19 protein-coding genes and 1 tRNA gene are annotated in these 22475 nt (G+C 73.6%); 13 read left to right on the plus strand and 7 right to left on the minus strand.

Features of this window, described 5'->3' with window-relative positions; genetic code table 11:
• Window positions 1–14: 14 nt before the first annotated feature.
• Together FJQ57_RS06000 and FJQ57_RS22295 are read right to left on the minus strand one after the other, a co-directional pair.
• Entirely contained in the window at window positions 15–797 is a 783-nt protein-coding gene (locus tag FJQ57_RS06000) for a hypothetical protein (RefSeq protein ID WP_139978254.1), read from the minus strand.
• Between the two features lie 69 nt (window positions 798–866).
• On the minus strand, window positions 867–1025 hold the full coding sequence (locus tag FJQ57_RS22295) for a DUF5679 domain-containing protein (protein WP_170219291.1): 159 nt from the start codon (window positions 1023–1025) through the stop codon (window positions 867–869).
• Between the two features lie 63 nt (window positions 1026–1088).
• Here FJQ57_RS22295 and FJQ57_RS06005 point away from each other — a divergent pair, with 63 nt between their 5' ends.
• The 3 genes from FJQ57_RS06005 to FJQ57_RS06015 all read left to right on the plus strand — a co-directional run bounded on the left by FJQ57_RS06005 (window position 1089) and on the right by FJQ57_RS06015 (window position 3800).
• On the plus strand, window positions 1089–1880 hold the full coding sequence (locus tag FJQ57_RS06005; RefSeq protein ID WP_139978255.1) for an enoyl-CoA hydratase/isomerase family protein: 792 nt from the start codon (window positions 1089–1091) through the stop codon (window positions 1878–1880).
• A 327-nt stretch (window positions 1881–2207) separates the two neighbouring features.
• Window positions 2208–3266, plus strand: coding sequence for a PHP domain-containing protein (locus FJQ57_RS06010; protein WP_246081610.1), 1059 nt, complete (start codon window positions 2208–2210; stop codon window positions 3264–3266).
• 9 nt (window positions 3267–3275) lie between these two features.
• Complete coding sequence (locus FJQ57_RS06015; RefSeq protein ID WP_139978257.1) at window positions 3276–3800, plus strand: M48 metallopeptidase family protein; 525 nt, start codon at window positions 3276–3278, stop codon at window positions 3798–3800.
• On the opposite strand, the gene FJQ57_RS06020 is transcribed toward FJQ57_RS06015, so the two are convergent.
• Window positions 3734–4369, minus strand: a complete 636-nt coding sequence (locus FJQ57_RS06020) for an NUDIX hydrolase (protein ID WP_139978258.1) — start codon at window positions 4367–4369, stop codon at window positions 3734–3736. The genes FJQ57_RS06015 and FJQ57_RS06020 overlap by 67 nt on opposite strands.
• Complete coding sequence (locus FJQ57_RS06025) at window positions 4366–5733, minus strand: zinc-dependent metalloprotease (RefSeq protein WP_139978259.1); 1368 nt, start codon at window positions 5731–5733, stop codon at window positions 4366–4368. The genes FJQ57_RS06020 and FJQ57_RS06025 overlap by 4 nt, the downstream gene beginning before the upstream one ends.
• 202 nt (window positions 5734–5935) lie before the next feature.
• Here FJQ57_RS06025 and FJQ57_RS06030 point away from each other — a divergent pair, with 202 nt between their 5' ends.
• The 9 genes from FJQ57_RS06030 (at window position 5936) to FJQ57_RS06070 (ending at window position 17767) form a co-directional block, all read left to right on the plus strand.
• Window positions 5936–6373 carry a molybdenum cofactor biosynthesis protein MoaE gene (locus FJQ57_RS06030; RefSeq protein WP_139978260.1) on the plus strand — a complete coding sequence of 146 codons (438 nt, stop codon included), beginning with the start codon at window positions 5936–5938 and terminating at the stop codon, window positions 6371–6373.
• Between the two features lie 43 nt (window positions 6374–6416).
• Window positions 6417–6815, plus strand: a complete 399-nt coding sequence (locus FJQ57_RS06035) for a hypothetical protein (RefSeq protein WP_139978261.1) — start codon at window positions 6417–6419, stop codon at window positions 6813–6815.
• 49 nt (window positions 6816–6864) lie between these two features.
• A complete protein-coding gene (locus FJQ57_RS06040; RefSeq protein WP_139978262.1) occupies window positions 6865–7968 on the plus strand; it encodes a YlbL family protein in 1104 nt (367 codons plus the stop codon).
• Window positions 7965–8576: a PPA1309 family protein gene (locus FJQ57_RS06045; RefSeq protein WP_139978263.1), complete on the plus strand. Its 612-nt coding sequence runs from the start codon at window positions 7965–7967 to the stop codon at window positions 8574–8576. The genes FJQ57_RS06040 and FJQ57_RS06045 overlap by 4 nt, the downstream gene beginning before the upstream one ends.
• On the plus strand, window positions 8573–11704 hold the full coding sequence (locus tag FJQ57_RS06050) for a UPF0182 family membrane protein (protein WP_139978264.1): 3132 nt from the start codon (window positions 8573–8575) through the stop codon (window positions 11702–11704). Before FJQ57_RS06045 ends, FJQ57_RS06050 begins: the two co-directional genes overlap by 4 nt.
• 2 nt (window positions 11705–11706) lie before the next feature.
• Complete coding sequence (locus tag FJQ57_RS06055) at window positions 11707–12708, plus strand: ADP-ribosylglycohydrolase family protein (protein WP_246081611.1); 1002 nt, start codon at window positions 11707–11709, stop codon at window positions 12706–12708.
• Window positions 12709–12784: 76 nt separating this feature from the next.
• Complete coding sequence (locus tag FJQ57_RS06060) at window positions 12785–15709, plus strand: hypothetical protein (RefSeq protein WP_139978265.1); 2925 nt, start codon at window positions 12785–12787, stop codon at window positions 15707–15709.
• 70 nt (window positions 15710–15779) lie between these two features.
• Window positions 15780–17633 carry a GMC family oxidoreductase gene (locus FJQ57_RS06065; protein ID WP_139978266.1) on the plus strand — a complete coding sequence of 618 codons (1854 nt, stop codon included), beginning with the start codon at window positions 15780–15782 and terminating at the stop codon, window positions 17631–17633.
• 57 nt (window positions 17634–17690) lie between these two features.
• Window positions 17691–17767: transfer RNA gene (locus FJQ57_RS06070), tRNA-Met, on the plus strand.
• Between the two features lie 113 nt (window positions 17768–17880).
• Here FJQ57_RS06070 and FJQ57_RS06075 read toward each other — a convergent pair.
• Complete coding sequence (locus FJQ57_RS06075) at window positions 17881–19611, minus strand: DUF2075 domain-containing protein (protein ID WP_139978267.1); 1731 nt, start codon at window positions 19609–19611, stop codon at window positions 17881–17883.
• Window positions 19592–19918, minus strand: coding sequence for a nucleotide pyrophosphohydrolase (locus FJQ57_RS06080; RefSeq protein WP_139978268.1), 327 nt, complete (start codon window positions 19916–19918; stop codon window positions 19592–19594). The genes FJQ57_RS06075 and FJQ57_RS06080 overlap by 20 nt, the downstream gene beginning before the upstream one ends.
• Window positions 19919–20088: 170 nt before the next feature.
• Here FJQ57_RS06080 and FJQ57_RS06085 point away from each other — a divergent pair, with 170 nt between their 5' ends.
• On the plus strand, window positions 20089–21273 hold the full coding sequence (locus FJQ57_RS06085; protein WP_139978269.1) for an excalibur calcium-binding domain-containing protein: 1185 nt from the start codon (window positions 20089–20091) through the stop codon (window positions 21271–21273).
• Between the two features lie 60 nt (window positions 21274–21333).
• Here FJQ57_RS06085 and FJQ57_RS06090 read toward each other — a convergent pair whose 3' ends face one another.
• The gene (locus FJQ57_RS06090; protein WP_139978270.1) at window positions 21334–22293 is read right to left on the minus strand and encodes an endonuclease/exonuclease/phosphatase family protein; all 960 of its coding nucleotides are present in this window, start codon (window positions 22291–22293) and stop codon (window positions 21334–21336) included.
• Window positions 22294–22475 lie beyond the last annotated feature (182 nt).

Consider the following 22475-nt stretch of genomic DNA (forward strand, 5'->3'; position numbering starts at 1 on the left):
GAGCGGGAACGGGGTCAGTAGGGCAGGTCTGTCCAGGCGCACCCGCAGTGCGGGTGCCGCGGCCACGACCGCACCACCGGGTCCGCGCCCTCGTCGAGGTCGACCGTGCCCGACCACGTCAGGGGGCGCCGCCCGGCGATGTACGCCGCGGCCTCGCGCGCCGCCCAGGCCAGCGCGAGGTCGAGGACCCCGGGACCCGGCAGCGGCGCGGGTCGGCAGGCCAGCTGCTCGACGACCAGCGGCCGCCGCGGGTCGTCGACGGCCTCCGCTGCGTCGACGCACCGCAGGCACGCCGTCAGGCCGGGCTCGACCAGCGGGCCGAGGCGCAGCGCGCCCGGCCGGCCGGGGCCGGCGAGCAGCAGGTGCGGGGTGCCGTCGGCCACCCAGTCGTCGAGCACCGCGCGGGGGACCGGCGCGGCCGAGGCCAGCACGACCAGGTCGGGGGCCACGCCCGCGACGTCGGGCCCGACGCCGGCGCGCCGCAGCATCGTGTCGAGCCGCCGGATCCCCAGACCTCGGTCGACCAGGCGGACGGTCGGGGTCGCAGGACCAGCAGCGTCGTCGGGCGCCGGCCCGACGAGCAGCCCCGCGTCGGTCAGGGCCCGCACCAGCCCGGCCCGCGCGGGGTCGTCGACCGGCAGGCGCACGCCGTGCCGCAGCTCGTCGAGCAGCCCGAGCAGCCGCTCGTCGCGGCGCACGACGACGCGGGCGGGCGGGTCCAGCCCCACCTGCACGTGGTCGTCGTCGCGGCGCACGACGTGCACGCCGGGGGCCAGCCGGGCGGTCGCTCCACTCATGCCCCGGACCCTGGCACGCCGGGCGCCTGCGGCGCGGGCGTCGTCCACAGGCCCGGCGGACGGGCCGCCTCAGGCCTTGCCGAGCATCCGGTTGAGCTTGGTCCCGCACACGGGGCACACCGCCTTGGCCATGCGCCGCCCGTTGTCGCCGACCACGACCTCGCCCTGCGTCTCGCGCTTGTCGTTGCACCGCACGCAGTAGAAGTCGCCGCTCCAGGTGTCCGTCATGGCCGTCTCCTCCCGCCTCGGGCCGGGCGTCGGCGGTGACGCTACGCCACTACTGTCGTCGCCATGGCCGACCTGACCCACCTCCGTCTCGAGCGACCCGCCGACGGGGTCGCCCTGCTCGTCCTCGACAACCCCGACCAGCGCAACGCGATGTCGGTGCCGATGACCGAGTCGTGGGTCGCGGCGGTCGGCGAGCTCGCGGCCGACCGGAGCGTGCGGGCCGTGGTCGTCACGGGGGAGGGCCGCGCGTTCTGCTCCGGCGGCGACACCAGCTGGCTGGCCTCCGAGCCCGGTGCGGGTGTCGACAGCCTCCGCGACCGGATGCTGCCGTTCTACCGGGCCTGGCTCTCCGTGCGCCGGCTCGAGGTGCCGGTGCTCGCGGCCATCAACGGCGCGGCCATCGGGGCCGGCCTGTGCCTGCCGCTGGCCTGCGACCTGCGCTTCGCCGCCCGCGGCGCCAAGCTCGGGGTCCCGTTCGTCTCGCTCGGCCTGCACCCCGGCATGGCCGGCACCTACCTGCTGCCCGACGTGGTCGGCGAGGCCGCCGCCCGCGACCTCATGCTCACCGGCCGGCTCGTCGACGCCGACGAGGCGCTCGCGCTGGGCCTGGTCTCCCGGGTGCTCGAGCCGGAGGAGCTGCTCGGTGCCGCGCTCGAGACCGCCTCCGGCATCGCGGCCACGGCCCCGGTCGCGAGCCGGCTGACCACGCTCGCGCTGCGCCAGCGGCACGCCTCGATCGAGGCGGCGCTGCAGTGGGAGGCACTGGCCCAGCCCGTCACCCTGGCCACCGAGGACCTGCAGGAGGGGATCCGGGCGGTGCAGGAACGTCGCGCGCCGCGGTTCACCGGTCGCTGAGCGGGTGACCGGCTGCCCGGTCGGCCCGGCACGACAGGTGGCCCCCGCGCCGCCTCCCGACACCCGCCTTCCCCTTGCGAGTGTCGCTCGCCGGCCCGAGGGCCATCTGCGCGCAACGCTAGGGACCAGCGGCCCGGCCGGTCAACGTCGCGCCGTCCCCACCTGTGGAGGAGGCTGTGGACAAGGGTGTGCACAACCCGGACAACCGGGGGAGAACCGCGGGGAGAGCCTGTGGAGACCGTGTGGACGACGCGGTGGGCGACCCGTCGTACGCTGCGCTGACCAGCACCGATGCTCGTCCACCGCCTGTGGAGGGAAGAAACTTCCGTGACCAGTGGCCCCCATCCCGACCCCGCGGCGTACGACGCCGGACCGGTCGCCGCGCTGCGCCGCATCGCCTTCCTCCTTGAGCGCCGGCGTGAGGACACCTACAAGGTCAAGGCCTTCCGCGGGGCGGCCGCCGCGATCCTGCCGCTGCCGGCCGAGGACGTGGCCCGGGCCGTCGAGGACGGCACCCTCACCGACGTGCCCGGTGTCGGCAAGAGCACGGCCAAGGTCATCGCGGCGGCGGTGCGCGGCGAGCAGCCCGAGCGGCTCGCCGAGCTCGAGCGCACCCACGCCGCGCCCCTGGCCTCGGGCGGGGTGGAGGTGCGGGCCGCGCTGCGCGGCGACTGCCACTCCCACTCCGACTGGAGCGACGGCGGCTCGCCCATCGAGGAGATGGCGATGACCGCCATCGAGCTCGGGCACGACTACCTCGTGCTCACCGACCACTCGCCCCGGCTCAAGGTGGCCCGCGGGCTGAGCGCGGAGCGGCTGGCGCGCCAGCTCGAGGTCGTCGACGCGGTCAACGAGCACCTCGGCGGCGAGTCCTTCACGCTGCTCAAGGGCATCGAGGTCGACATCCTCGACGACGGCTCGCTGGACCAGACCGAGGAGATGCTGCGCCGCCTCGACGTCCGGGTCGCCAGCGTGCACTCCAAGCTGGCCATGGACGCGGCCCCGATGACCCGCCGGATGATCGGCGCGGTCACCAACCCGCTGACCAACGTGCTCGGCCACTGCACCGGACGCCTGGTCACCGGTGGCCGGGGCACCCGCGCCCAGTCGCAGTTCGACGCCCGGGCGGTCTTCGAGGCCTGCGCGGAGCACGACGTGGCCGTGGAGATCAACTCCCGGCCCGAGCGCTGCGACCCGCCCGACGAGCTGCTCGCCCTGGCCCGCGACGCCGGCTGCGTGTTCTCGATCGACTCCGACGCCCACGCCCCGGGGCAGCTGGACTTCCTGTCGCTGGGCTGCGAGCGGGCCGAGGACGCCGGCATCGACCCGGACCGGATCGTCAACACCTGGCCGAAGGAGCGGTTGCTGGCCTGGGCCACCCGGTAGTTTCCGGGAATGGCCGAGGTGGAGGTGCGTCGCAGCAAGCGCCGCCGCCGCACGGTCTCGGCCTACCGCGACGACGACCACATCGTCGTGCTCATCCCGGCGTCGTTCAGCGCCGAGGACGAGCGTGAGTGGGTCGCCACCATGGTCGCGCGCATCGAGCGCCGCGAGCGGCCCGACACCCTCAGCGACGACGACCTGCTGCGCCGCGCCCTCGACCTGAACGACACCTACCTCGGTGGGCTGGCGGTGCCGGAGTCGGTGCGGTGGGTCACCAACCAGAACTCCCGCTGGGGCTCCTGCACCCCCGGCGACCGGTCGATCCGGCTCTCCGAGCGGCTGCAGCGGATGCCGGGCTGGGTGCTCGACTACGTCCTGGTGCACGAGCTGGCCCACCTGCTCGAGCCCGGCCACGACGAGTGCTTCTGGGGCTGGGTCGACCGCTACCCGCAGGCCGAGCGGGCCAAGGGCTACCTGCTGGGCTGGTCGGAGGCCTCGGCCGTGCGGCCCCCGTCGGAGTTCGAGCCGGTCGACTGACCGCGCCCCCCGGTGCCCAGCGCGGCGAGGGCCGCCGCCACCAGGGGCTCCAGGTCGGGCTCCGGCAGGGCGTCGACCGGCCACCAGCGCACGTCGAGCGACTCCTCGCTCACGGCGTACGACGCGCCGGCGGGCGCCAGGGCCACGAACCGCACGTCGAGGTGGTGGACCTCGCGGCCGTCGTCCGCGACGCCCTCGGGCGGGCGGCAGAACGGCACCGCGTGCTCGTCGAGGTGGACGGGCTGCGGGTGCAGCGCCAGGCCCGCGACGCCGGACTCCTCGGTCGCCTCGCGCAGCGCGGCGGCGTCGAGCCCGGGGTCGTCGGGCTCGAGGTGGCCGCCGGTCTGGAACCAGCGCCGCGCCTTGGCGTGCAGGGTGAGCAGGGTGTGCGTCCGGTCGGCCGACAGCACCAGCGTGCTCGCGGTCAGGTGGTCGGGCCGGCAGCCGCGGGACAGCCCGTCGGGGTGGGCGTCGAGGTGGGCGACGTACCGCTCACGCAACGCGGCCTGCGCGTCGCTCGGCGGCGTCCAGGCCCGCAGGACCGCCAGCGCGTCGGCGTGGGCGCTCACGCGTCCTTCTCGCCGTCGCCCTCCTCGCCGTCGCCCTTCGCGCCGAGGTCGCCGTCGAGCAGGGCGCGCAGCTCGGCGTCGAAGTCGTCCTCGCTCAGCGCGGCCGGGGCCGTGGCCTCCTCGCGGAAGCCCAGCGGGTCGTCGAGGTCGGCCGCGGTCGGCAGCAGGTCGGGGTGCAGCCACACGCCGTCGCGGGCCTCGGTGCCCTGCCGGGTGCGCAGCGAGCCCCACAGGGTGGCGGCGTCGCGCATCCGGCGCGGGCGCAGCTCGAGGCCGACGAGCGCGGCGAAGGTCTGCTCGGCGGGACCGCCGGCAGCCCGGCGGCGGCGCACGGCCTCCTGCAGCTTGGCCGCGGTGGGCATGCGGTCGGCGGTGGCCTGCTCGACGACCTCGTCGACCCAGCCCTCGACCAGGGCGAGCGCGATCTCCAGGCGCTCGAGCGCCGCCTTCTGGGTCGCGGACTGGGGGACGTCGAACATGCCGCCCTCGAGCAGCTGCTGGAGCGACTCGGGGTTGGTCGGGTCGACGCCGCGCAGCTGCTCCTCCATCTGCCGCTGCATGCCCTCGAGGTTGACCTCGACGCCGCGGGCGTAGTCGGTGACGGCGCCGATGAGGTGCTCGCGCAGCCACGGCACGTGGGAGAACAGGCGGTGGTGGGCGGCCTCGCGCAGCGCGAGGTAGAGGCGCACGTCGGCCTCGGGCACGTCGAGCCCGGCGGCGAACGCGGCCACGTTGGCCGGCACCAGGGCGGCCTTGCCGGGGGCGCTCAGCGGCAGGCTGATGTCGGAGGCGGTCAGCACCTCCCCGGCCAGCTGGCCGAGGCCGGAGCCGACCTGGGTCGCGAGCACCCCGCCGACGGCCTTGCCGAGGAACCCGATCAGCGGGCCGGCCTGGGCGGCGATCTCGGGCGGCAGCGCGCCGCTGAGGCCCTGGGTGGACTGCTCGGCGACGGGGCCGACGAGGACCTTCCACACGTCGAGGGTGCCCACCAGCCACTCCGCGCGGCTCCAGGCCGCGGTCGAGGTGACGCCGGAGGGGAACTCGGTGGCCGCGTCGAGCCACAGGTCGGCCAGGTGCACCGCGTCGGCCACCGCGGCGGACTCGGAGCCCGTGGGCACCGGGTCGGCCTCCTGGGCCGCGGTCTTGCGGGCCAGGTCGAGGGCGGCGTCCCAGTTGAGCGGCCCGTCGTAGGGCTGCATGAGGTTCTGGATCTGGCCGAAGAGGGCGCCGAGGTCGGGCATCCCGCCCCCGGGCCCGCCGAGGCCGCCCAGGGCCCCGAAGTTCAGTCCGCCGCCGGAGAAGAGCTGCTCGAAGGGAGTGCCCTTGAACGGGTTGGGCTGCTCGTCGTCGCGGTCGTCGGCCATGCACCCAACGGTACGCGGGTGGTGCTAGGGCGTGGCTCTCGATTCTCGGCGGATGCCGGCGGCGTCCGGGTGGTGCGATGGCAAGGCGCCGGAGCGCTGGCATACCGGGTCGTCTTCCGAGCGACGGCAACGCCGCCAGCGTGCCGCCCGGGCGTCGTCCGGCGCCGCCATGGGATCGAGAGCCATGCCCTAGGGTCGCCGCGTGACCGCCGCCCCTCCCGCCGCCGTGCGCCTGGTCGAGATCCGCGACACCCCGCTCTCGGTCGACGACGTGCTGGCGAGCCTCGACGAGTCCGTCGACGGCGGCGTCACGCTGTTCGTCGGCAAGGTCCGCGACCACGACGGCGGCCGCGGCGTCACCGGCCTCGACTACTCCGCCCACCCCAGCGCGCTCGACCGGCTCCGCGAGGTGTGCGCCCAGGTCGCCGCCCGGCACGACGTGCACGGCGTCTCCGCGATCCACCGCGTCGGCCGCCTCGGCATCGGCGACCTCGCCGTGGTCGTCGGCACGGCGGCCGCCCACCGGGGCACCGCGTTCGAGGCGTCCCGCGACCTGATCGACACCCTCAAGGCCGAGGTGCCGATCTGGAAGCACCAGGTCTTCACCGACGGCACCGACGAGTGGGTCGGCACGCCGTAGCACGTCCGCCGCATCGGCCGTCGCCCGACCTACCCTCGGGAGCATGGTCCTGCTCTGGCTGCTGCCCAGCGTCGTCGTGACGCTGGTCGCGATGGCCTGGATCGCCTGGGCCGGCCGCGAGGGCCGCGGGGTCGTCGACCGCGAGGTCGCGCTGCGCCGGATGGCCGACGTGCTCGACCCGCCGGTGCGCACCGGCCGGGCCGCCCGGCTGGCCCGTCTGCTCCCCGGCCGGCGCCGCGCGCGCCCCGTGCCGTCGTACGCCGTCCGCGCGCCGCGCGACCGCAGCACCGGCCTGGCCGTGCGACCCTCCCGCAGCACCTCCACCGGCACCTCGACCAGCGCCTCCGCCGGACCAGTGACCGGAGCGGTGGGCGAGGCCCCGGCCGCACCCCCAGCCCCACCCGCCCCACGGGCCGAGCCTCCGCGCCGCCGGGCGTCCTGACCCGGCGCCACCCCCCGAGGGGGTTGGGACCGGATGAGAGGCTTCGCGCATGACTCAGCGCCTGTGGGCCGCCATGGTGGCCGTGCCGGCGGTCGTCGCCCTGCTGGTCTACGCCTCGATCGGGACGCTGCCCTACGCGACGTACGCGCCCGGCGAGACCGTCGACGTGCTCGGCACCGACGGCAGCGCGTCCGACGCCGAGATCATCCAGGTCGACGGGCACCCGGTCTACCGCGACGACGGCGGGCTGCTGATGACCACGGTGCGGGTCTCCCCGCCGGTGCCGCCGGGCACGCCGAAGGGGGAGAACCTGTGGAGCCTGATGGCCACCTGGTTCGACCGCGACAGCGCCGTCTACCCCTACGACGACGTGCACTCCGAGGACGAGACCCCCGAGAGCAGCCGCGAGCAGGGGCAGCAGCAGATGACCGGGTCGCAGGACACCGCCATCGAGGTCGCGCTGTCGGAGATGGGGGTCGAGGTGCCGCAGACGATCGAGGTCAGCGAGCTCACCGCCGGCCTCCCGGCCGCGGAGGTGATGGAGGTCGGTGACGTGCTGCGCAGCGTCGACGGCACGAAGGTCACCTCCGCCGAGCAGCTGGTCACCCTCATCCGCGACGCCCCGGCCGGCACCCCGCTGCGCATCGGCATCACCCGCGACGGCACCGAGCAGGCGGTGCGCGTCACCCCGGTGCGGGCCGACGACGGCCGCGCCCTCATCGGCATCCAGCCCGCCGTCGCCGACTACCAGTTCCCCTACGAGGTGAAGATCAACATCAGTCCCGCCATCGGCGGCCCGAGCGCCGGGTTGATGTTCTCCCTGGCCGTCTACGACACCCTCACCCCGGGCTCGCTCACCGGCGGCCGCACCGTCGCGGGCACCGGCGAGATCAACCCCGACGGCACCGTCGCCCCCATCGGCGGCATCCAGCAGAAGATCGCGGGCGCCCGATCCGACGGCGCCCAGCTCTTCCTGGTCCCGCCCGCCAACTGCGCCGACGCCCTGGGCGCCGACAACGGCGACATGCGCCTGGCCATGGCGACGACGATGCACGACGCCCGCCTCGCGCTGGAGGAGTTCGCCGAGGACCCCGACGCCGACCTGCCGTCCTGCACCGACGCCGACCAGGTGCTGGCCGGGGCCGCCCGATGAGCCTCACCGACGACCCGCGCTGGGCCGACCTCGACGCCGACCCCGCGCTGGCCAGCGCGGTCATCGAGATCGAGCAGCACCTCGCCACCGACGGCTGGGACCAGCCCGCCCGCCTGTACGCCCTCGTCGACACCGCCCGCCTCGTGGTGGAGGAGCCCGCGCTCGCCGCGGCGATGGGCCTCGACGCCAGCTCCGAGCAGGGCTCGCTGACCGCGGTCGAGCAGGAGCAGCTCGACCCGCAGGTGCCGCTGGAGCAGGTGCTCGAGACCGTCGTGTGGCCCGAGGCCGTCGCGGGGTGCGCCGCCATGGTCGAGCGCCTCGTGCTCCCGCCCGGCGCCGACGACCAGATCCCCGAGGGCGCCGAGGCCGCGCAGGCCTGGGCGCGCGAGCACCCCGACCGCCAGGAGGTGCGCATCGTGGCCGCGGTGACGCGCACCGGCTCGGCGTACTGCGCCCTGCGGCTGCGCGCGCACGACGACGACGCCTCGGTGGTCGGCGGGCCCGACCTCGTGCCGGGCCTGCTCGAGCTGCTGCGCACCACGTTCACCGACACCGAGACCGACCAGCACGACGACCAGCACGACGACCAGAAGGACCAGACGCCGTGAGCGAGCTCTTCGACGACGACCCCCGGGCGACGCCCCCGGCCCGCAGCCAGGGCGGGCGCTCCCGGGCCCTGCTGATCACCCTGGGTGTCGTGGTGGCCGCGATCTTCGCCGTCACCGTCTTCTCCTCGATCTACACCGACCGGCTCTGGTACCAGTCCGCCGGCTACGGCCAGGTCTTCAGCACGATGCTGTGGACCCGCGTGGTGATGTTCGTGGTCTTCGGCGCGGTGCTCGGGGGCGCGGTCGCGCTCAACGTCTACCTCGCCTACCGCTTCCGGCCGCTGTTCCGGCCCTCCTCGCGCGAGCAGTCCAACCTCGACCGCTACCGCGACGTGGTCACCCCCATCCGCACCTGGCTGGTCGTCGGGCTCGCGCTGGTCGTCGGCGCCTTCGCGGGCGCCTCGGGCCTGAGCCACTGGAAGACCTTCCTGCTGTGGCGCAACGCGCCCGAGGTCTCCGAGACCGACGCCTACTTCGACAAGAGCATCGGCTTCTACCTCTTCGACCTGCCCTGGTACCACTTCGTCGTCGACTTCCTCATGGCCACGCTCGTGCTGGGCCTGGTCGCCGCGGTCGTCACGCACTACCTGTACGGCGGCATCCGGCTGCAGGTCACCCACGACCGCTTCTCCGGCGCGGCCCAGGTGCAGGTCTCGGTGCTGCTCGGCCTGTTCGTGCTCGCCAAGGGCGTCGACTACTACCTCGACCGGTTCGACCTGGTGACGGAGAAGAACGGGCTGTTCACCGGCATGAACTACACGGCCGAGAACGCCGTGCTGCCCGCCCGGAACATCCTCATGGTCGTCGCCGTCATCTGTGCGGTGCTGTTCTTCGTCAACGTGTGGCGCCGCACCTGGCAGCTGCCGTCGGTGGGCCTGGCGCTGCTGGCGCTCTCGGCCATCCTGATCGGGATGATCTTCCCGGCCGTGGTCCAACAGTTCCAGGTCAAGCCGTCGGAGGCCGACCGCGAGCGCGACTACATCGCCGAGAACATCAAGGCGACCCGCGACGCCTACGACATCGACATCCCGCCCGAGGACACCGAGCCCTACTCGCCGACGAGCGCGCCGCCGACCGACCTGGCGCAGTTCATCAGCAACACCAGCTCGGTGCCCACCTCCGACCCGCGGCTGCTCTCGCAGGCCTTCGAGAACCAGCAGCAGCAGCGCGGCTACTACTCCGTCCCGCCGGTCCTCGACGTCGACCGCTACGAGGTCGACGGCGTGCAGCGCGCGATGGTCCTCGGACCGCGCGAGCTCAACCAGTCCGCGCTGCCCGACGACGCGACCAACTGGTCCAACCTGGCCACCGTCTACACCCACGGCAACGGCGTCATCGCGGCGTACGCCAACCAGCGCGACCGCGAGGACGACCCCGTCGCCTCGACGGGGTCGGAGGGCTCGAGCCAGCCGCAGTACGCGCAGGGCCTCAACACCGAGGACGACCTCACCGAGAGCATCGGCGAGTACGAGTCGCGCATCTACTACGGCGAGGAGAGCCCCGACTACAGCGTCGTCGGCAAGGCCAGCGAGGACGCGGGCGACGTCGAGCTCAACCTGCCGGTGCCCGGGTCCGACCTGGGCGAGCGGACGACGTTCGGCGGCGAGGGCGACGCCTCGGTCGGCAGCACGTTCAACAAGCTGATGTTCGCCATCAAGTTCGGCGAGCCCAACTTCCTGCTCTCCGAGCGGGTCAACGACAACTCCAAGGTCCTCTACGTCCGCAACCCCACCGAGCGGCTGGAGAAGGTCGCGCCGTGGCTGACCGTCGACAGCGACCCCTACCCGGTGATCGTGCCCGGCGAGGGCGACGCCGAGGGTCGCATCCTGTGGGTGCTCGACGGCTACACCACCACCGACCGCTTCCCCAACGCCCAGCGCGAGTCCTTCGAGTCGATGACCGAGGACGCGCTGCAGAGCGAGACCGGGGCGCTGCAGACGGTGCCCACCGACGAGATCAACTACATGCGCAACGCCGTCAAGGCGACCGTCGACGCCTACACCGGCGAGGTCACGATGTACGCCTGGGACGAGGACGACCCGATCCTCCAGGCCTGGCGCGACGCCTTCCCGGGCTCGGTCCAGGACAAGGACGAGATGCCGGAGAGCCTGCTCAACCACGTGCGCTACCCCGAGGACCTGTTCAAGGTCCAGCGCTACCAGTTCGCGCGCTACCACGTCACCGACGCCGGCGACTGGTACAACAACAACGACCGGTGGGTCGTGGCGAGCGACCCGGTCGACAGCAGCACCTTCCAGCCGCCCTACCGGCTCTTCGTCGACGGCGCCGACGGCCCCGAGTCGGAGAACTGGGCCCTCACCTCGGTCTACCTGCCGTTCGGCCGCAACAACCTGGCCTCGTTCGTGCAGGTCAACTCCGACGGCGCCAGCGAGGACTACGGCCAGATGCGGGTGCTGCGGCTCAGCAACGCCGACAGCGACTCCGAGAGCGACCAGACACCCGGCCCCGGCCAGGTGGCCAACCTCTTCGCCAACGACGACGGCATCAACAACACGCTGACCGACCTGCAGATCAACACCGAGGTCACCTTCGGCAACATGCTCACCTTCCCGGTCAACGGGTCGATGATGTACGTCCAGCCCGTCTACGCCCAGAACCGCAACACCGCCAACACCGCCTCGTTCCCGACGCTGCGCTACGTGCTGGTCAACTACGGCAACAACGAGCGGTACGTCGGGTTCGGCACCAACCTCGAGCAGGCGATCCGCAGCACCTTCGGCGGGTCGACCACGCCGACCACGCCGCCCGACGACGGTGGCAGCGGCGGGGGCCAGCCGCCCGCGGGCGAGCAGACGCTGCAGCAGCTGCTGGACGGTGCGCTCGACGAGGCCTTCGACAACTTCGCGGCCGCCGACGAGGCGCAGTCCAACGGCGACTTCGCCCGCTACCTGACCCTGGTCGAGGCGGCGGGGGCCGCTCTCGACCGGGCCCAGGGCTACCGCGACGACATCGAGGGCGGGGCCGATCCCGACCAGCCGCCGGCGAACGGCGCGGGCGGGGAGTCCTCGGAGGACCCGTCGGCCAGCCCGTCGCAGGCGCCCTCGCAGGGCGCGTCGCAGGGCTCGGCGGCGGCCTCGACCGAGCCCGAGGCCTCGGCCGGGCAGTGACGGTGGCCGCGGGCGGGGACGGGGTCGCCCCCGGGGACGACCCCGGGCTGGTCGACCGGTGCGTCGGGGTGCTCCTCGGCTCGGCGGCCGGCGACGCCCTCGGCGCGGGCTACGAGTTCACGACCCCCGCGGCCGACCTCGTGCCGGCGATGATCGGGGGCGGGCTCGGCGGGTTCGCGCCGGGGGAGTGGACCGACGACACCTCCCAGGCCGTGCCCATCGCCGAGGCCGCGGCGCGCGGCCTCGACCTGCGCTCGCCCGAGGCGCTCGACCACGTGGCCGGCCGGTTCGCCGACTGGTACGCCGAGGGGCCCGCCGACGTGGGCATCCAGACCGCCGAGGTGCTGCGGCGCGCCGGTCGGCACCCCTCGGGCGCGCAGATGGCCGAGGCCGCCCGCGAGGTCCACGACCGGACCGGGCGCAGCGCCGGCAACGGCTCGCTCATGCGCACCGGCCCCGTGGTGCTGGCCCACCTCGACGACCCCGACGCGCTCGTCGAGGCCGCCCAGGCGGTCGCCGCGCTCACGCACTTCGAGACCGTGGGACGCGAGGCGAGCGCCGTCTGGTGCCTGCTGGTGCGGCACGCCGTGGTCAGCGCCGCGCTGCCGTCGTACGACGACGTGGCGGGATGGGTGCCGGGCGACCGCGACCACTGGCGCCGGGTCCTGGCCGAGGCCGAGCAGCAGCCGCCGGGGGCGTTCACGACCAACGGCTGGGCGGTCGGGGCGCTGCAAGCGGCCTGGTCGGCCGTCGTGCACACGCCGGTGCCGGCCGAGCGGCCCGAGCAGCACCTCGTCGAGGCCCTCGGCACCGCCATCCGCATCGGCCACGACACCGACACGGTCGCGGCGATCGCGGGGGCACTGCTGGGTGGGCGCTGGGGCGCGAGCGCCGTGCCCGGGACCTGGCGGGGCATCCTCCACGGCTGGCCGGGCCTGCGGGCCGACGACCTCGAGTCGCTCGCCCGGCGCGCGATCGGGGCGGGGGACGTCTCCGCGGGGTGAGCCGTGGGGGAGGGAGACAGTAGGATCCCTCCGTCGTGCCGCCCGCGCGGCGGAGCAGCACAGAGAAGCGGAGCCCATGCCCTCGTCGTCCCCGTACTCCGGCGCCACGGAGGCAGCCGCCAAGCTGCGCCGCGACGCGGAGATGGCGGCCGCCGAGCAGGCCGCCGAGCGGCTGGCCGCCGAGGAGATCGCCACCGAGGCGATCCGCGCCCGCACCGAGGCCGAGCGGCTCGCACGCGAGCACGCCGAGGCCGCGGCCGCGGCCCACGAGGCCCGCACGGCGGCCGAGACGGCTGCGGCGACCTACGCCGAGCAGCGCCGGGCCGCCGAGGAGGCCGCCCAGCGCGCCGCGCTCACCCGTGAGGCCGCCGAGCGGTCTGCCCGCGACCACGTCGAGCTCGCCGAGTCCGAGGCCGCCCGTCGGTCCTCGGCCGAGCGGCACGCCTCCGAGCTGGCCGAGCGCGTGGTCGCCACGCTGGCCGAGCGCGAGGCCGCCGAGGCCGCCGCCCGCCGCGAGACCACCGCCGCCCAGGAGGCTGCCACCGCGCGGGCCCGGGCCGAGGAGAACGCCCGCTACCACGCCGAGCTCGCCGAGCAGGCCCTCGCCGACCGGGCCGAGAGCGAGCGCCGGGCGCTCGAGCTCTCCGAGGCGGGGGTGGCCGCCGCCGACGAGCACCTGGCCGCCGTCCGCGAGGCCCACGAGGAGCGCGACCGGCTCGAGCGCGCCGCTCGCGAGCAGGTGCGCGCCCGCACCGCCGCCGAGGAGGCCGCCCAGCGGCAGGCCACCCTCGCCGCCGACGCCCACCAGGCCGCGCGAGACGCCGAGCTGCGCGCCCGCAGCGTCTCCGACCAGGCCGCGGCTCGGGCCGAGGAGCACGCCGCCTTCGCCCGCCACGCCGTCGAGCAGCGCGAGGCCGCCGAGGCCGCGCTGACCGAGATGGCCGACGCGCGCCGGCTGGCCGAGCAGGCCGCCGCCGAGCAGTCCGCGCTGGCCGAGCAGGCCATGGTGGCCCGCGCCCAGGCCGAGGACCGCGCCCGTGAGCTCGCCGACACCGCGAGCGCCTCGGCCGAGGAGTACGCCGACTTCGTCCGTCGCGCCGCCGACGACCGCGACCTGCTGCAGTCGGCCGCGATCGAGCAGGCCAAGTCCCGCATCCGGGCAGAGGAGCTGGCCACCGAGCAGGCCGACCTCGCCCGCACCGCCCACGCCCAGTCCGCCGAGGCCGCCGAGGTCGCCCGGCGCGTCGCCGGCGAGGCGGCGACCGCCGCCGAGGAGCACGCCGCCTTCGCCCGCCAGGCGCTCGAGGAGCGGCGCGTGGTCGAGGCCCGGGTGCTCGAGATGGCCGAGGCCCGCCGCCTGGCCGACGAGGCCGCCGCGCTGCAGGCCGAGCTCGCCCGGGCCGCCGAGCTCGAGCGCACCCGCGCCGAGGAGCACGCCCGCGAGACCGCCGAGCTGGCGAGCCGGTCGGCGGGGGAGTTCGCCACGTTCGTCGAGCAGGTCGAGCGCGAGCGCACGGTGCTGCAGGAGGCGGCGCAGGAGCAGACCCGCGCCCGCGGCGAGGCCGAGCGCGCCGCCAGCCGCCACGCCGGGCTGGCCGCCGAGGCCCACCAGGCCGCGATGGACGCCGAGCAGCGCGCCCGCGAGGTCTCCGAGCAGGCCGCGGCGGCCGCCGAGGAGCACGGTGTCTTCGCCACCCGCGCCCTCGAGCAGCGCCAGGCCGCCGAGCAGTCCGCCACCGAGCAGGCCGCCCGCGCCCAGCGGGCCTTCGCCGACCGCGAGCAGGCCGAGGTCAAGGCCCGCGAGCAGATCGAGCTGGTCGCCGAGGCCAACCGGATCGCCGCCGCCAGCGCCGAGCAGGCCGCCTCCGCGGCCGAGGAGGCCCGCCTGGCCAGCCAGCTGCGGCACTCCTCGGAGGAGTCGGCCCGCAAGGCCTCCCGCGCCCGCCTCGAGGCCGAGGAGTCGGCCCGCACCCTCGCGGCCGCCGCCGAGACCGCGGCCCAGCAGCGTCGCGAGGCCGAGCTCCGGGTGCGCGACGTGCACCAGCAGGCCGAGGCCCTCCTCGGTGAGCACCGCGAGTCGCTGCGCGTCGCCCAGGAGCAGCTGTCCTCCGCCAAGCGCGAGGCCGCCCAGCAGGCCCAGGCCCGCGCCGACGCCGAGCGCACCGCCGCCCGGCACGCCCAGGCCCGCGCCGAGGCCGAGACCCGCGCCGCCGACCTGGCCATCCAGCTGGCCGAGGCCCGCGCCCGGCTGCTCGCCGTGCCCCGGCCCGCGGCGGTCCCCGCGCCCGGTGGTGGCACCGAGCCCGAGCCCCAGCGGCGCCGCGAGCCGGAGCCCGAGCCCGAGCCCGTTGTCGAGGCGGTCGAGCCCGAGGTCGTCCAGCCCGAGCCCGAGGCGCCGGTCGAGGCCGAGCCCGACCCGGTCGCCGAGGAGCGCAGCGTCACCGACACCGCGGAGCGGCCGGCGGTCGTCGTACCGGTGGCGGAGGGGGAGGACGAGCGGCCCTCGTCGCCCAAGGCCGGACTGGCCGAGCGGGTCTCGGGCCTGCTGCAGCCGCGGGTCGTCAGCCGGGACGACGAGGCCGACGGGGACTACCACGACAGCCGCCACTACCGCCCGCTGGTGCTCGCCGCCTCCGGCGTGGCCGCGCTCGGGCTGGTCATCACGGCGCTGATGCTCATCACCGGCGGGTTCTCCGCGGGAGTGCTGCTCCCGCTGTTCGTCACGCTCGTCTCGGCCTTCGCCGTGGTGTGGCTCGGCGGCCGCTCGACCGAGGTGTCGCTCGAGCAGGGCACGCTCGAGCTGCGGCTGGGCGACGACCGGCGCACGTTCGACCTCACCAACGACGCCACGACCATCGAGACCTCGGGCGAGCCGGGCGAGCCCGGCTGGACCATGACCCTCGTGCGCCGCGGCCTCGGCCCGGTCGAGCTCGACGCCCAGGTCGTCGACCCGGTGCGGTTCGCCGCGGCCGTCGAGCACTGGCGTCCTGGCTCCTCCTAGCCCTACCGCTCGCCAACCTCACCCGGGCATGCTGAGTGACGTCCGTCACTCCAAACCGTGAGGTGGTCCCGTGGTCGAGCAGCAGTCCGGTCCGTACGACGTCGTCGTGGTCGGGGGAGGGTCGGCCGGCGCGGTCGTCGCCGCCCGCCTGAGCGAGGACCCCGACCTCCGGGTCGCGCTGGTCGAGGCCGGCGGGCCGCCCCCGCCGCACGCGCTGATGCCGGCGGCCGTCGCGTCGCTGCAGAACGACCCCGACGTCGACTGGATGTTCTCCGGCGACCCGGGTGGCGCGGGGGAGGGCGTGACCGACGGTCGGATGATGGTGCCCCGCGGCAAGATGCTCGGCGGCTCCTCCGGCCTGAACTACATGGCCTACGTACGCGGCCACCCCGGTGACTTTGACGGCTGGGCCGCCGGCGGCGCCAAGGGCTGGTCGTACGACGACGTGCTGCCCTACTTCATCAAGGCCGAGGGCCTGGTGCCGCCCGACCCGGCCGACGGCGTCGACATCGACGACGAGGCCCACGGCACCGACGGCCCGGTGGGCGTCTCGGTGCGCTCGCCGCGGCTGGCGGCGGCGGAGCAGTTCGTCGAGGCCGCCTCGGCTGCGGGCATCCCGCGCGGCGACTACAACGGCCGTGACCGCGGCGGTCCGCGCGGCCTGGCGTCGCTGTTCCAGACGACGACCAAGGACGGCAAGCGGTCCTCGACCTACACCGCCTACCTCGAGCCCGCCCTCGACCGTCCCAACCTGACGATCATCACCCACGCCCACGTCGAGCGGGTGCTGCTCGAGGAGGGCGGGGCCGGCCTGCGCGCCACCGGCATCCGCTACCGCGACGCCGACGGCGAGGTGCACGAGGTGCACGCCGGGCGCGAGGTGGTGCTCAGCGCCGGCGCGATCGGTTCCCCGCAGCTGCTGCTGCTCTCCGGCATCGGCCCCTCGGCCGAGCTGGCCGAGGTGGGCGTCGACTGCGTGCTCGACAACCCCCACGTCGGCAGGCACCTCAAGGACCACCTGCACATGCCGCTGTTCTTCCCGGCGCCGGGCATCGCGCTGACCATGGCCGAGATCGGCGTCGCCCTCGGCCCCGACGCGCTCCGCGCGCCCGCCGGCCCGCTGCCCGCCGACCCGGCCGGCGACGCCGACCTCCCCGAGGAGCTCGCCGCGCTCAAGGCCGAGGCCGAGCGCCAGCTGATGGCCTGGGCCACCAGCGGCCAGGGTCTCCCGTCCTCGTCGATGTACGACGCCGTGGCGTTCTTCTCCACTGGTCTCGGCGACCTGCACACCCACGACGCCCAGATCGGACTCCTCGCCTGCGGTTACACCCCCGACATCTGGCGCAACGTCTTCCGCATCGACCCCGACCGCTACTTCGACGACCCCGCCACCGCCCTCGCTGCCGACGCCCAGACCGTCGTGGTGCTGCCCAACCCGGTGCAGCCGCACTCGGAGGGCTCGGTGTCGCTCGCCAGCGCCGACCCCGCCGCCCATCCCGTCATCGACCTCAACTACTACGACGACCCCCACGACATGGACGTGATGGTCGCCGTCGTCCGTCGGGCACTGGAGGTGGTCGCGGCCTGGCCGGGCGACGGCCTCGGCGACATGCTCGTCCCGCCCGCCCTGGCCGAGAAGCACGGCCACCAGCCCGGCGCCGTACCGAGTGACGAGCTGCTGACCGACATGGCCCGCCACTACTCGCTGACGGTCTACCACGAGACCTCGACCTGCCGGATGGGCGACGTCGTCGACCCCGAGCTGCGCGTGCTCGGCGTCGCCGGCCTCCGCGTCGCCGACGCGAGCATCATGCCGACCGTGGTCAGCGGCAACACCAACGCCGCCGCGATCATGATCGGCGAGAAGGCCGCCGCGATGATCGCCGACGACCTCCGCGTCGAGCCGGAGGTCGCCGCCGGCTGACGGGACCGACCCCGATTTGAGCCGCTGCACCCCGTCCGCTAACGTTCTGTTCACCGACGCGGGGTGGAGCAGCTCGGTAGCTCGCTGGGCTCATAACCCAGAGGTCGCAGGTTCAAATCCTGCCCCCGCTACCATTCCGAGGGCCCTCACAGTTGTCGTGAGGGCCCTCGGTTGTTTTGGCGTAGTCGTGGTGATGCTCTCAGTCGTATCAACGGACGGGTTGCAGCGATCGTCCCCCGTGACGCCGTTACCCGGGGGTTGTGCTGACGCCCGAGGCGAAGAACGGCCTGAGGTGCTCGCGGAGCGCTGGGTCGCAGACATAGACGTAGGTGCCGCGCATGCCCCTCGTCAGGAGGACGGCGTAAACGTTCCGGACGAATCGCAGCACATCGTCGTCTGTGTACGTGATGCCCAGCATCCGATTGTTGGTGGCGCCGCGCGGGTCCCAGTAGTGCTGCCGATCGAAGACGATGCGGTCTTGATCGAACCGGAGATCGCGACCGATGATCACGCCGGCGTAGTTGAGGTCGTAGCCCTGAATGGTGTGGATCGAGCCGACCTGCTCAAGTGAGCCGGGTGAGTTGACCCAGTCCACGTCCACGGCGTTCCAGCGCAGCTGGAGCCCGTCGAGCTCGATGTCGACAGCAGTCCGGTCGCGTCGGGACGCGTAGGGCCACGCGAAACCGGCGAGCAGGCGGGAGAGCCCGACCTCGGCCTCACGCGCACGTATCTCGTTGCGCATCTCCGGCAGGTGGTCGAAGAAGCGCAGATCGTAGTTCTCGAACGATCGGGGTGCCGTGACGGTCCCGTCGAGCACGCCACGGACGTAGCCCACGTAGTCGCTCCCGGCCTTGACTCGCATCTGGGAGGTGAGGGGGTAGAACCGCCCGGCTCGTCGGCCTGACTCGACCAGGGCCTCGATGGCGTCTGTCGACAGGTCGGCCGGCCGTATCGCTTGTGCGCCGTCCACGAGGAGGATCTGGTGCCGGCTCTGATGATCAATCCAATCGAGCTGGGTGTACTTGTAGTCGTCCCTGCCGAACAGAGTCTCGTTGATCTGCCGGAACTTGGCGTTGAGTGGACCCGAGGGCTGGTTGGCGCGCTGGTTGAGTCGATGGGACTCGTCCACGATCAGGAGGTCGAACTTGTCAGGAGACGCGCCGACCTCGAACGGCGAGAGCACCTGCCGGGGGAGCAGCCCCGGAGTCTTTCGGAACACCTTCTTGATCGACTCCCGCAGCGACTGCTGGGGAACCACGAGCGCGGCTCGAAAGCCGCTGAGCAGCTGGGCGTAGCCCGGGACGAAGTATTCCGAGAGGAGCGTGTCCCTCTCGGGCGCGGCGTGCTCGTCGCCGGCTTGGATGTCAGCCAGCAGCTTCATCAGGAACACCGCCACCACGGTCTTGCCAGTTCCGGGGCCGCCTTGGATGACGATCCGGCTCGAGATCTCCTGCGCGAGGTCGTTGAAGAGTCCCGAGAGGATGTCGTCCACCGCGATTGCCTGGTCCTGGGTCAAGGCCTTGAAGGGCGAGAGCTTGAAGAGGTCGGTGTTCTCGATCTCGCGGATGGGGCGGGTGAAGGCGCCCCGCGCACGCAGCTCCTCGAAGATCGCGTGGAACGTCTCCCGGTAGCCGTCGCGTCCGAAGTAGTTGGACTCGGTGATGCCGCTGTTGCCGTTGAGAACCTGGTAGTGCCCGTCACCCGCAAAGAGGCGGATGAGGAACGACTCGAGGTCGAGGCAGGCGGACTTGTTGAAACGATCGTCGATGACGACGCGCGCGCCCTTCAACCTGGCCTTGTCAGAATCGATGTGCTGCTTGAATCGAGCGGCCACGTTCAGAGACTCGCCGACATAGAGGTCCCGCTCGTCCGAGAGCGCGTAGACCACGGGCCAGTTGCGGAACTGCGGGTCAGATCGGGCCCATCTGTCGATCTCGTCCCTGCGGAGCGAGACCTCCTCAATCCTGAAGCCGGTCATACCGGGTGCTCCGTCCGCGTGCGGAGTCGGCCGGATACTTCGATCGAGTGATCTCGAGCTTGTCGAGGATGATCTGCTCCGGATCGAGGTCGAGACGTGCGGCTAGGAGCAGGCAGTAGGTCATGACATCGGCGAGCTCGGACCTGACATCGGCCAGGTCGGCGTCGTCGTCCCACTGGAAGCACTCGAGCAGCTCACCCGCCTCGATCGCGACGCTCTTGGCGAGGTTCGAGGGCGAGTGGAATTGCGCCCAATCACGCTCAGCAACGAACGCCTCGATAGCCGTCCAGACTGACTGGCTCGTCATGCGTGCACCCTAGCCGCGGGAGGCCCGGGCCGACCGTCCTGCGACGTCGTGCGACCCGTCCGGGCCACTTCTGCCGGCCGATCAGACGAATGTGCAGCGTTCGCCGGACAGTTCAGCCACGAGCGACCTAATCTCTCCGGGTCCTATACTTTCTCGACCCGGAGATCCCCTTGTCTCGTCGACCCGTCATCGGCCTCTCGGCCCTTGTCTCGGCCCTGCTCATTCCCCTGGCATCCATCGCTGGAGCCCCCGCGGCCCACGCTGCCGACCGCGACTGCAGCGACTTCGGCAGCCAGCGTGATGCGCAGATCTTTTTCCTGCAGCAGGGGGGACCCTCCTCGGACCCGCACCGGCTCGACGCCGACGGCGACGGCATCGTGTGCGAGTCCAACGGGGGCGCGACGTACTACGGCACCTCGCTGCCGGGTGGCGGGAGCAGCCCGGCTCCGGCCCCGGCTCCGCCGAAGCCGAAGATCAAGAACGTGCGTTCGACCGTCGACCTCACGGTCGCGCCTCGCGCCCTGGTGGCCGGAGAGCGGTTCCGGGTGACGGTCAAGGTCCGGCCCGCGATCAGCCGCAAGGTCGTCCTGCAGCGCAAGGTCGACGGCCGCTGGCGGTCCTTCGGCTCCGGCACGACCAGCAAGCGGGGCGTGACGCACGGAGACTTCCGCGCTCCGAAGGCCTCGACGACCTACCGCGCCGTCGTGGCCACCCTGGTCCGTGGCACCTCGCGCTACTCCACGGCCACCAGCCGGCCGCGAACGGTCGGCGTCCAGCAGCAGCGGGTGACGCTGGCGTTCGCCGAGCCGGCGGCTGCTGCGGGCGCGGCCGCCCAGGCCGTCGTGCGCGTCTCGCCGGTGCGCCCCGGCCGCACCGTGGCGCTGCAGCGCTGGAACGGGAGCGGCTGGGTCGGCGTCCGCAACGCCAAGGTCGACTCCCGCGGACAGGCCGTCATCCCGACGACCGCTCCGCTCGGGCGCACCGGCTTCCGCGCCGTCGCCCTCGCCCACGCCGGCGCGGCGGCGGTGTCGTCCTCCGCAGTGGCCCTCACCGGGTCCGACGCGACGCCGCCCCCCGCGCCGTACGGCCTCACCGCCACCCCCGGCAACGGCAGCGTGGTGCTGAGCTGGTCGCGCACCGCCGTCGCGGACTTCGCCCACGACGAGGTGTGGATGAGCGCGGGCGGTGGCCCGTGGCAGGTCGTCCAGACGACGGGTGGCACCGGTGCCGTGGTCGACCGGCTCGTCAACGGGACCACGTACTCCTTCACGGTCACCAGCACCGACACCTCGGGTAACCGGTCCGCGGTGGCTCCGGTCGTCGCCACCACCCCGACGTTCCCGCCGGTCGACTGACGTCGGATCCGGTCCTCGCCGAGCGACGCGCATGCGCCCGGACGCGTGCGACGACGTGGGTCAGCGGGGCTTGCGGCGCACGGTGGAGGTGGAGAGCACCGCGTCGTGGTCGGAGTGCAGGTTGCGCAGGTAGGAGTAGCCGCGCGACTGCAGCCGGTTCTGACCGCGCGGCTTGATGAAGTGGTAGACGTAGTCGATGTGACGGCGGCCGCCGCTGCCGTGGGTGCCGGAGCCCTTCACGCCGTGGATGGTGTAGCAGGACCGGAGTGACGGCAGGGCGCTGCGCTTGGCCTTGTCCTCGAACATCGCGAACGGGAACTGAGGCGTGGGCTTGCGTCCACCCGTGCGGTCGCTGTCGCGGGCGTAGTCGATGTTGAGGTCGCCGGTCAGGACGACCTCGAGGCCGGCCTGCGCCGAGAGGGCCGCGCCCACCGCGGTGGTGAAGATCTGGTCGAAGACCGAGGGCAGCCGGCCGTCGGGCGCCTTCGGCCGGACCCTGCTCTCGATGTGGGGCGGCAGGTGCATCGAGCAGTGGACGATGCCGACCCCCGTACGGCGGTGCACGAACCGGCCCCACACCGAGGAGTTCGGGATCGGGCCGGCGGCGCCGTTGATGTCGTCGCTGTACCAGCTGCCCTTGTCGGCGATGTCGAAGACGGACTTGCGCGCCAGGACGGCGTTGTCGCTGAGGTTGGTGCCGGGGAAGTGCACGAGGTGGAAGCGGTTGACGTCGGCCCAGTAGGCGAGCGGGATGGCGCGGTCGACGTCCCAGACCTCGTTGAGGCCGATCAGGTCGGAGCGGAGGCCGACCTGGCCGAGGTCCTCGAAGAACTTCCGGTCCGACATGCTGTAGGGCAGGTTGACCTGCGCGACGCGGAACGAGCCGGTGCTCGCGGCCTCCGCCGTCCCGGCGCCGATCAGCGGAGCGGCCGCTGCCCCCGCCCCCAGGGCAGCACCGCCCAGGACGAGTCCACGACGGGTGAGAGCGGTGGACGGTACGGCGGGCTCGGGTGCGGACATGGCGGCCTCCGGTCGTGCTCGTGGTGCGGACGGGGCAGCACTACCCGCGGGCGATGGGGGTCAACCGGGTCGTGGTCTCGAGACAGGACTTCGTCCTTCCTCGACCACCGTGGGGTGCGGTCGGGTCCGTCGGCTGCGGAGGTCTCGAGGCTCGTCGCTGGCGCTCCTCGCACCTCGACCAG

Origin of the sequence: Nocardioides litoris, from assembly GCF_006346315.1 — a bacterium.
In the GTDB taxonomy this organism is placed as follows: domain Bacteria; phylum Actinomycetota; class Actinomycetes; order Propionibacteriales; family Nocardioidaceae; genus Nocardioides; species Nocardioides litoris.

Bases quoted from the DNA above. Each gene is read 5' to 3' on its own strand.
- FJQ57_RS06060 (WP_139978265.1), top strand. From the start codon at position 12,785: ATGCCCTCGTCGTCCCCGTACTCCGGCGCCACGGAGGCAGCCGCCAAG.
- FJQ57_RS06005 (WP_139978255.1), top strand. From the start codon at position 1,089: ATGGCCGACCTGACCCACCTCCGTCTCGAGCGACCCGCCGACGGGGTC.
- FJQ57_RS06045 (WP_139978263.1), top strand. From the start codon at position 7,965: ATGAGCCTCACCGACGACCCGCGCTGGGCCGACCTCGACGCCGACCCC.
- FJQ57_RS06015 (WP_139978257.1), top strand. From the start codon at position 3,276: ATGGCCGAGGTGGAGGTGCGTCGCAGCAAGCGCCGCCGCCGCACGGTC.
- FJQ57_RS06000 (WP_139978254.1), bottom strand. From the start codon at position 797: ATGAGTGGAGCGACCGCCCGGCTGGCCCCCGGCGTGCACGTCGTGCGC.
- FJQ57_RS06075 (WP_139978267.1), bottom strand. From the start codon at position 19,611: ATGACCGGCTTCAGGATTGAGGAGGTCTCGCTCCGCAGGGACGAGATC.
- FJQ57_RS06090 (WP_139978270.1), bottom strand. From the start codon at position 22,293: ATGTCCGCACCCGAGCCCGCCGTACCGTCCACCGCTCTCACCCGTCGT.
- FJQ57_RS06025 (WP_139978259.1), bottom strand. From the start codon at position 5,733: ATGGCCGACGACCGCGACGACGAGCAGCCCAACCCGTTCAAGGGCACT.
- FJQ57_RS06040 (WP_139978262.1), top strand. From the start codon at position 6,865: ATGACTCAGCGCCTGTGGGCCGCCATGGTGGCCGTGCCGGCGGTCGTC.
- FJQ57_RS22295 (WP_170219291.1), bottom strand. From the start codon at position 1,025: ATGACGGACACCTGGAGCGGCGACTTCTACTGCGTGCGGTGCAACGAC.
- FJQ57_RS06035 (WP_139978261.1), top strand. From the start codon at position 6,417: ATGGTCCTGCTCTGGCTGCTGCCCAGCGTCGTCGTGACGCTGGTCGCG.
- FJQ57_RS06080 (WP_139978268.1), bottom strand. From the start codon at position 19,918: ATGACGAGCCAGTCAGTCTGGACGGCTATCGAGGCGTTCGTTGCTGAG.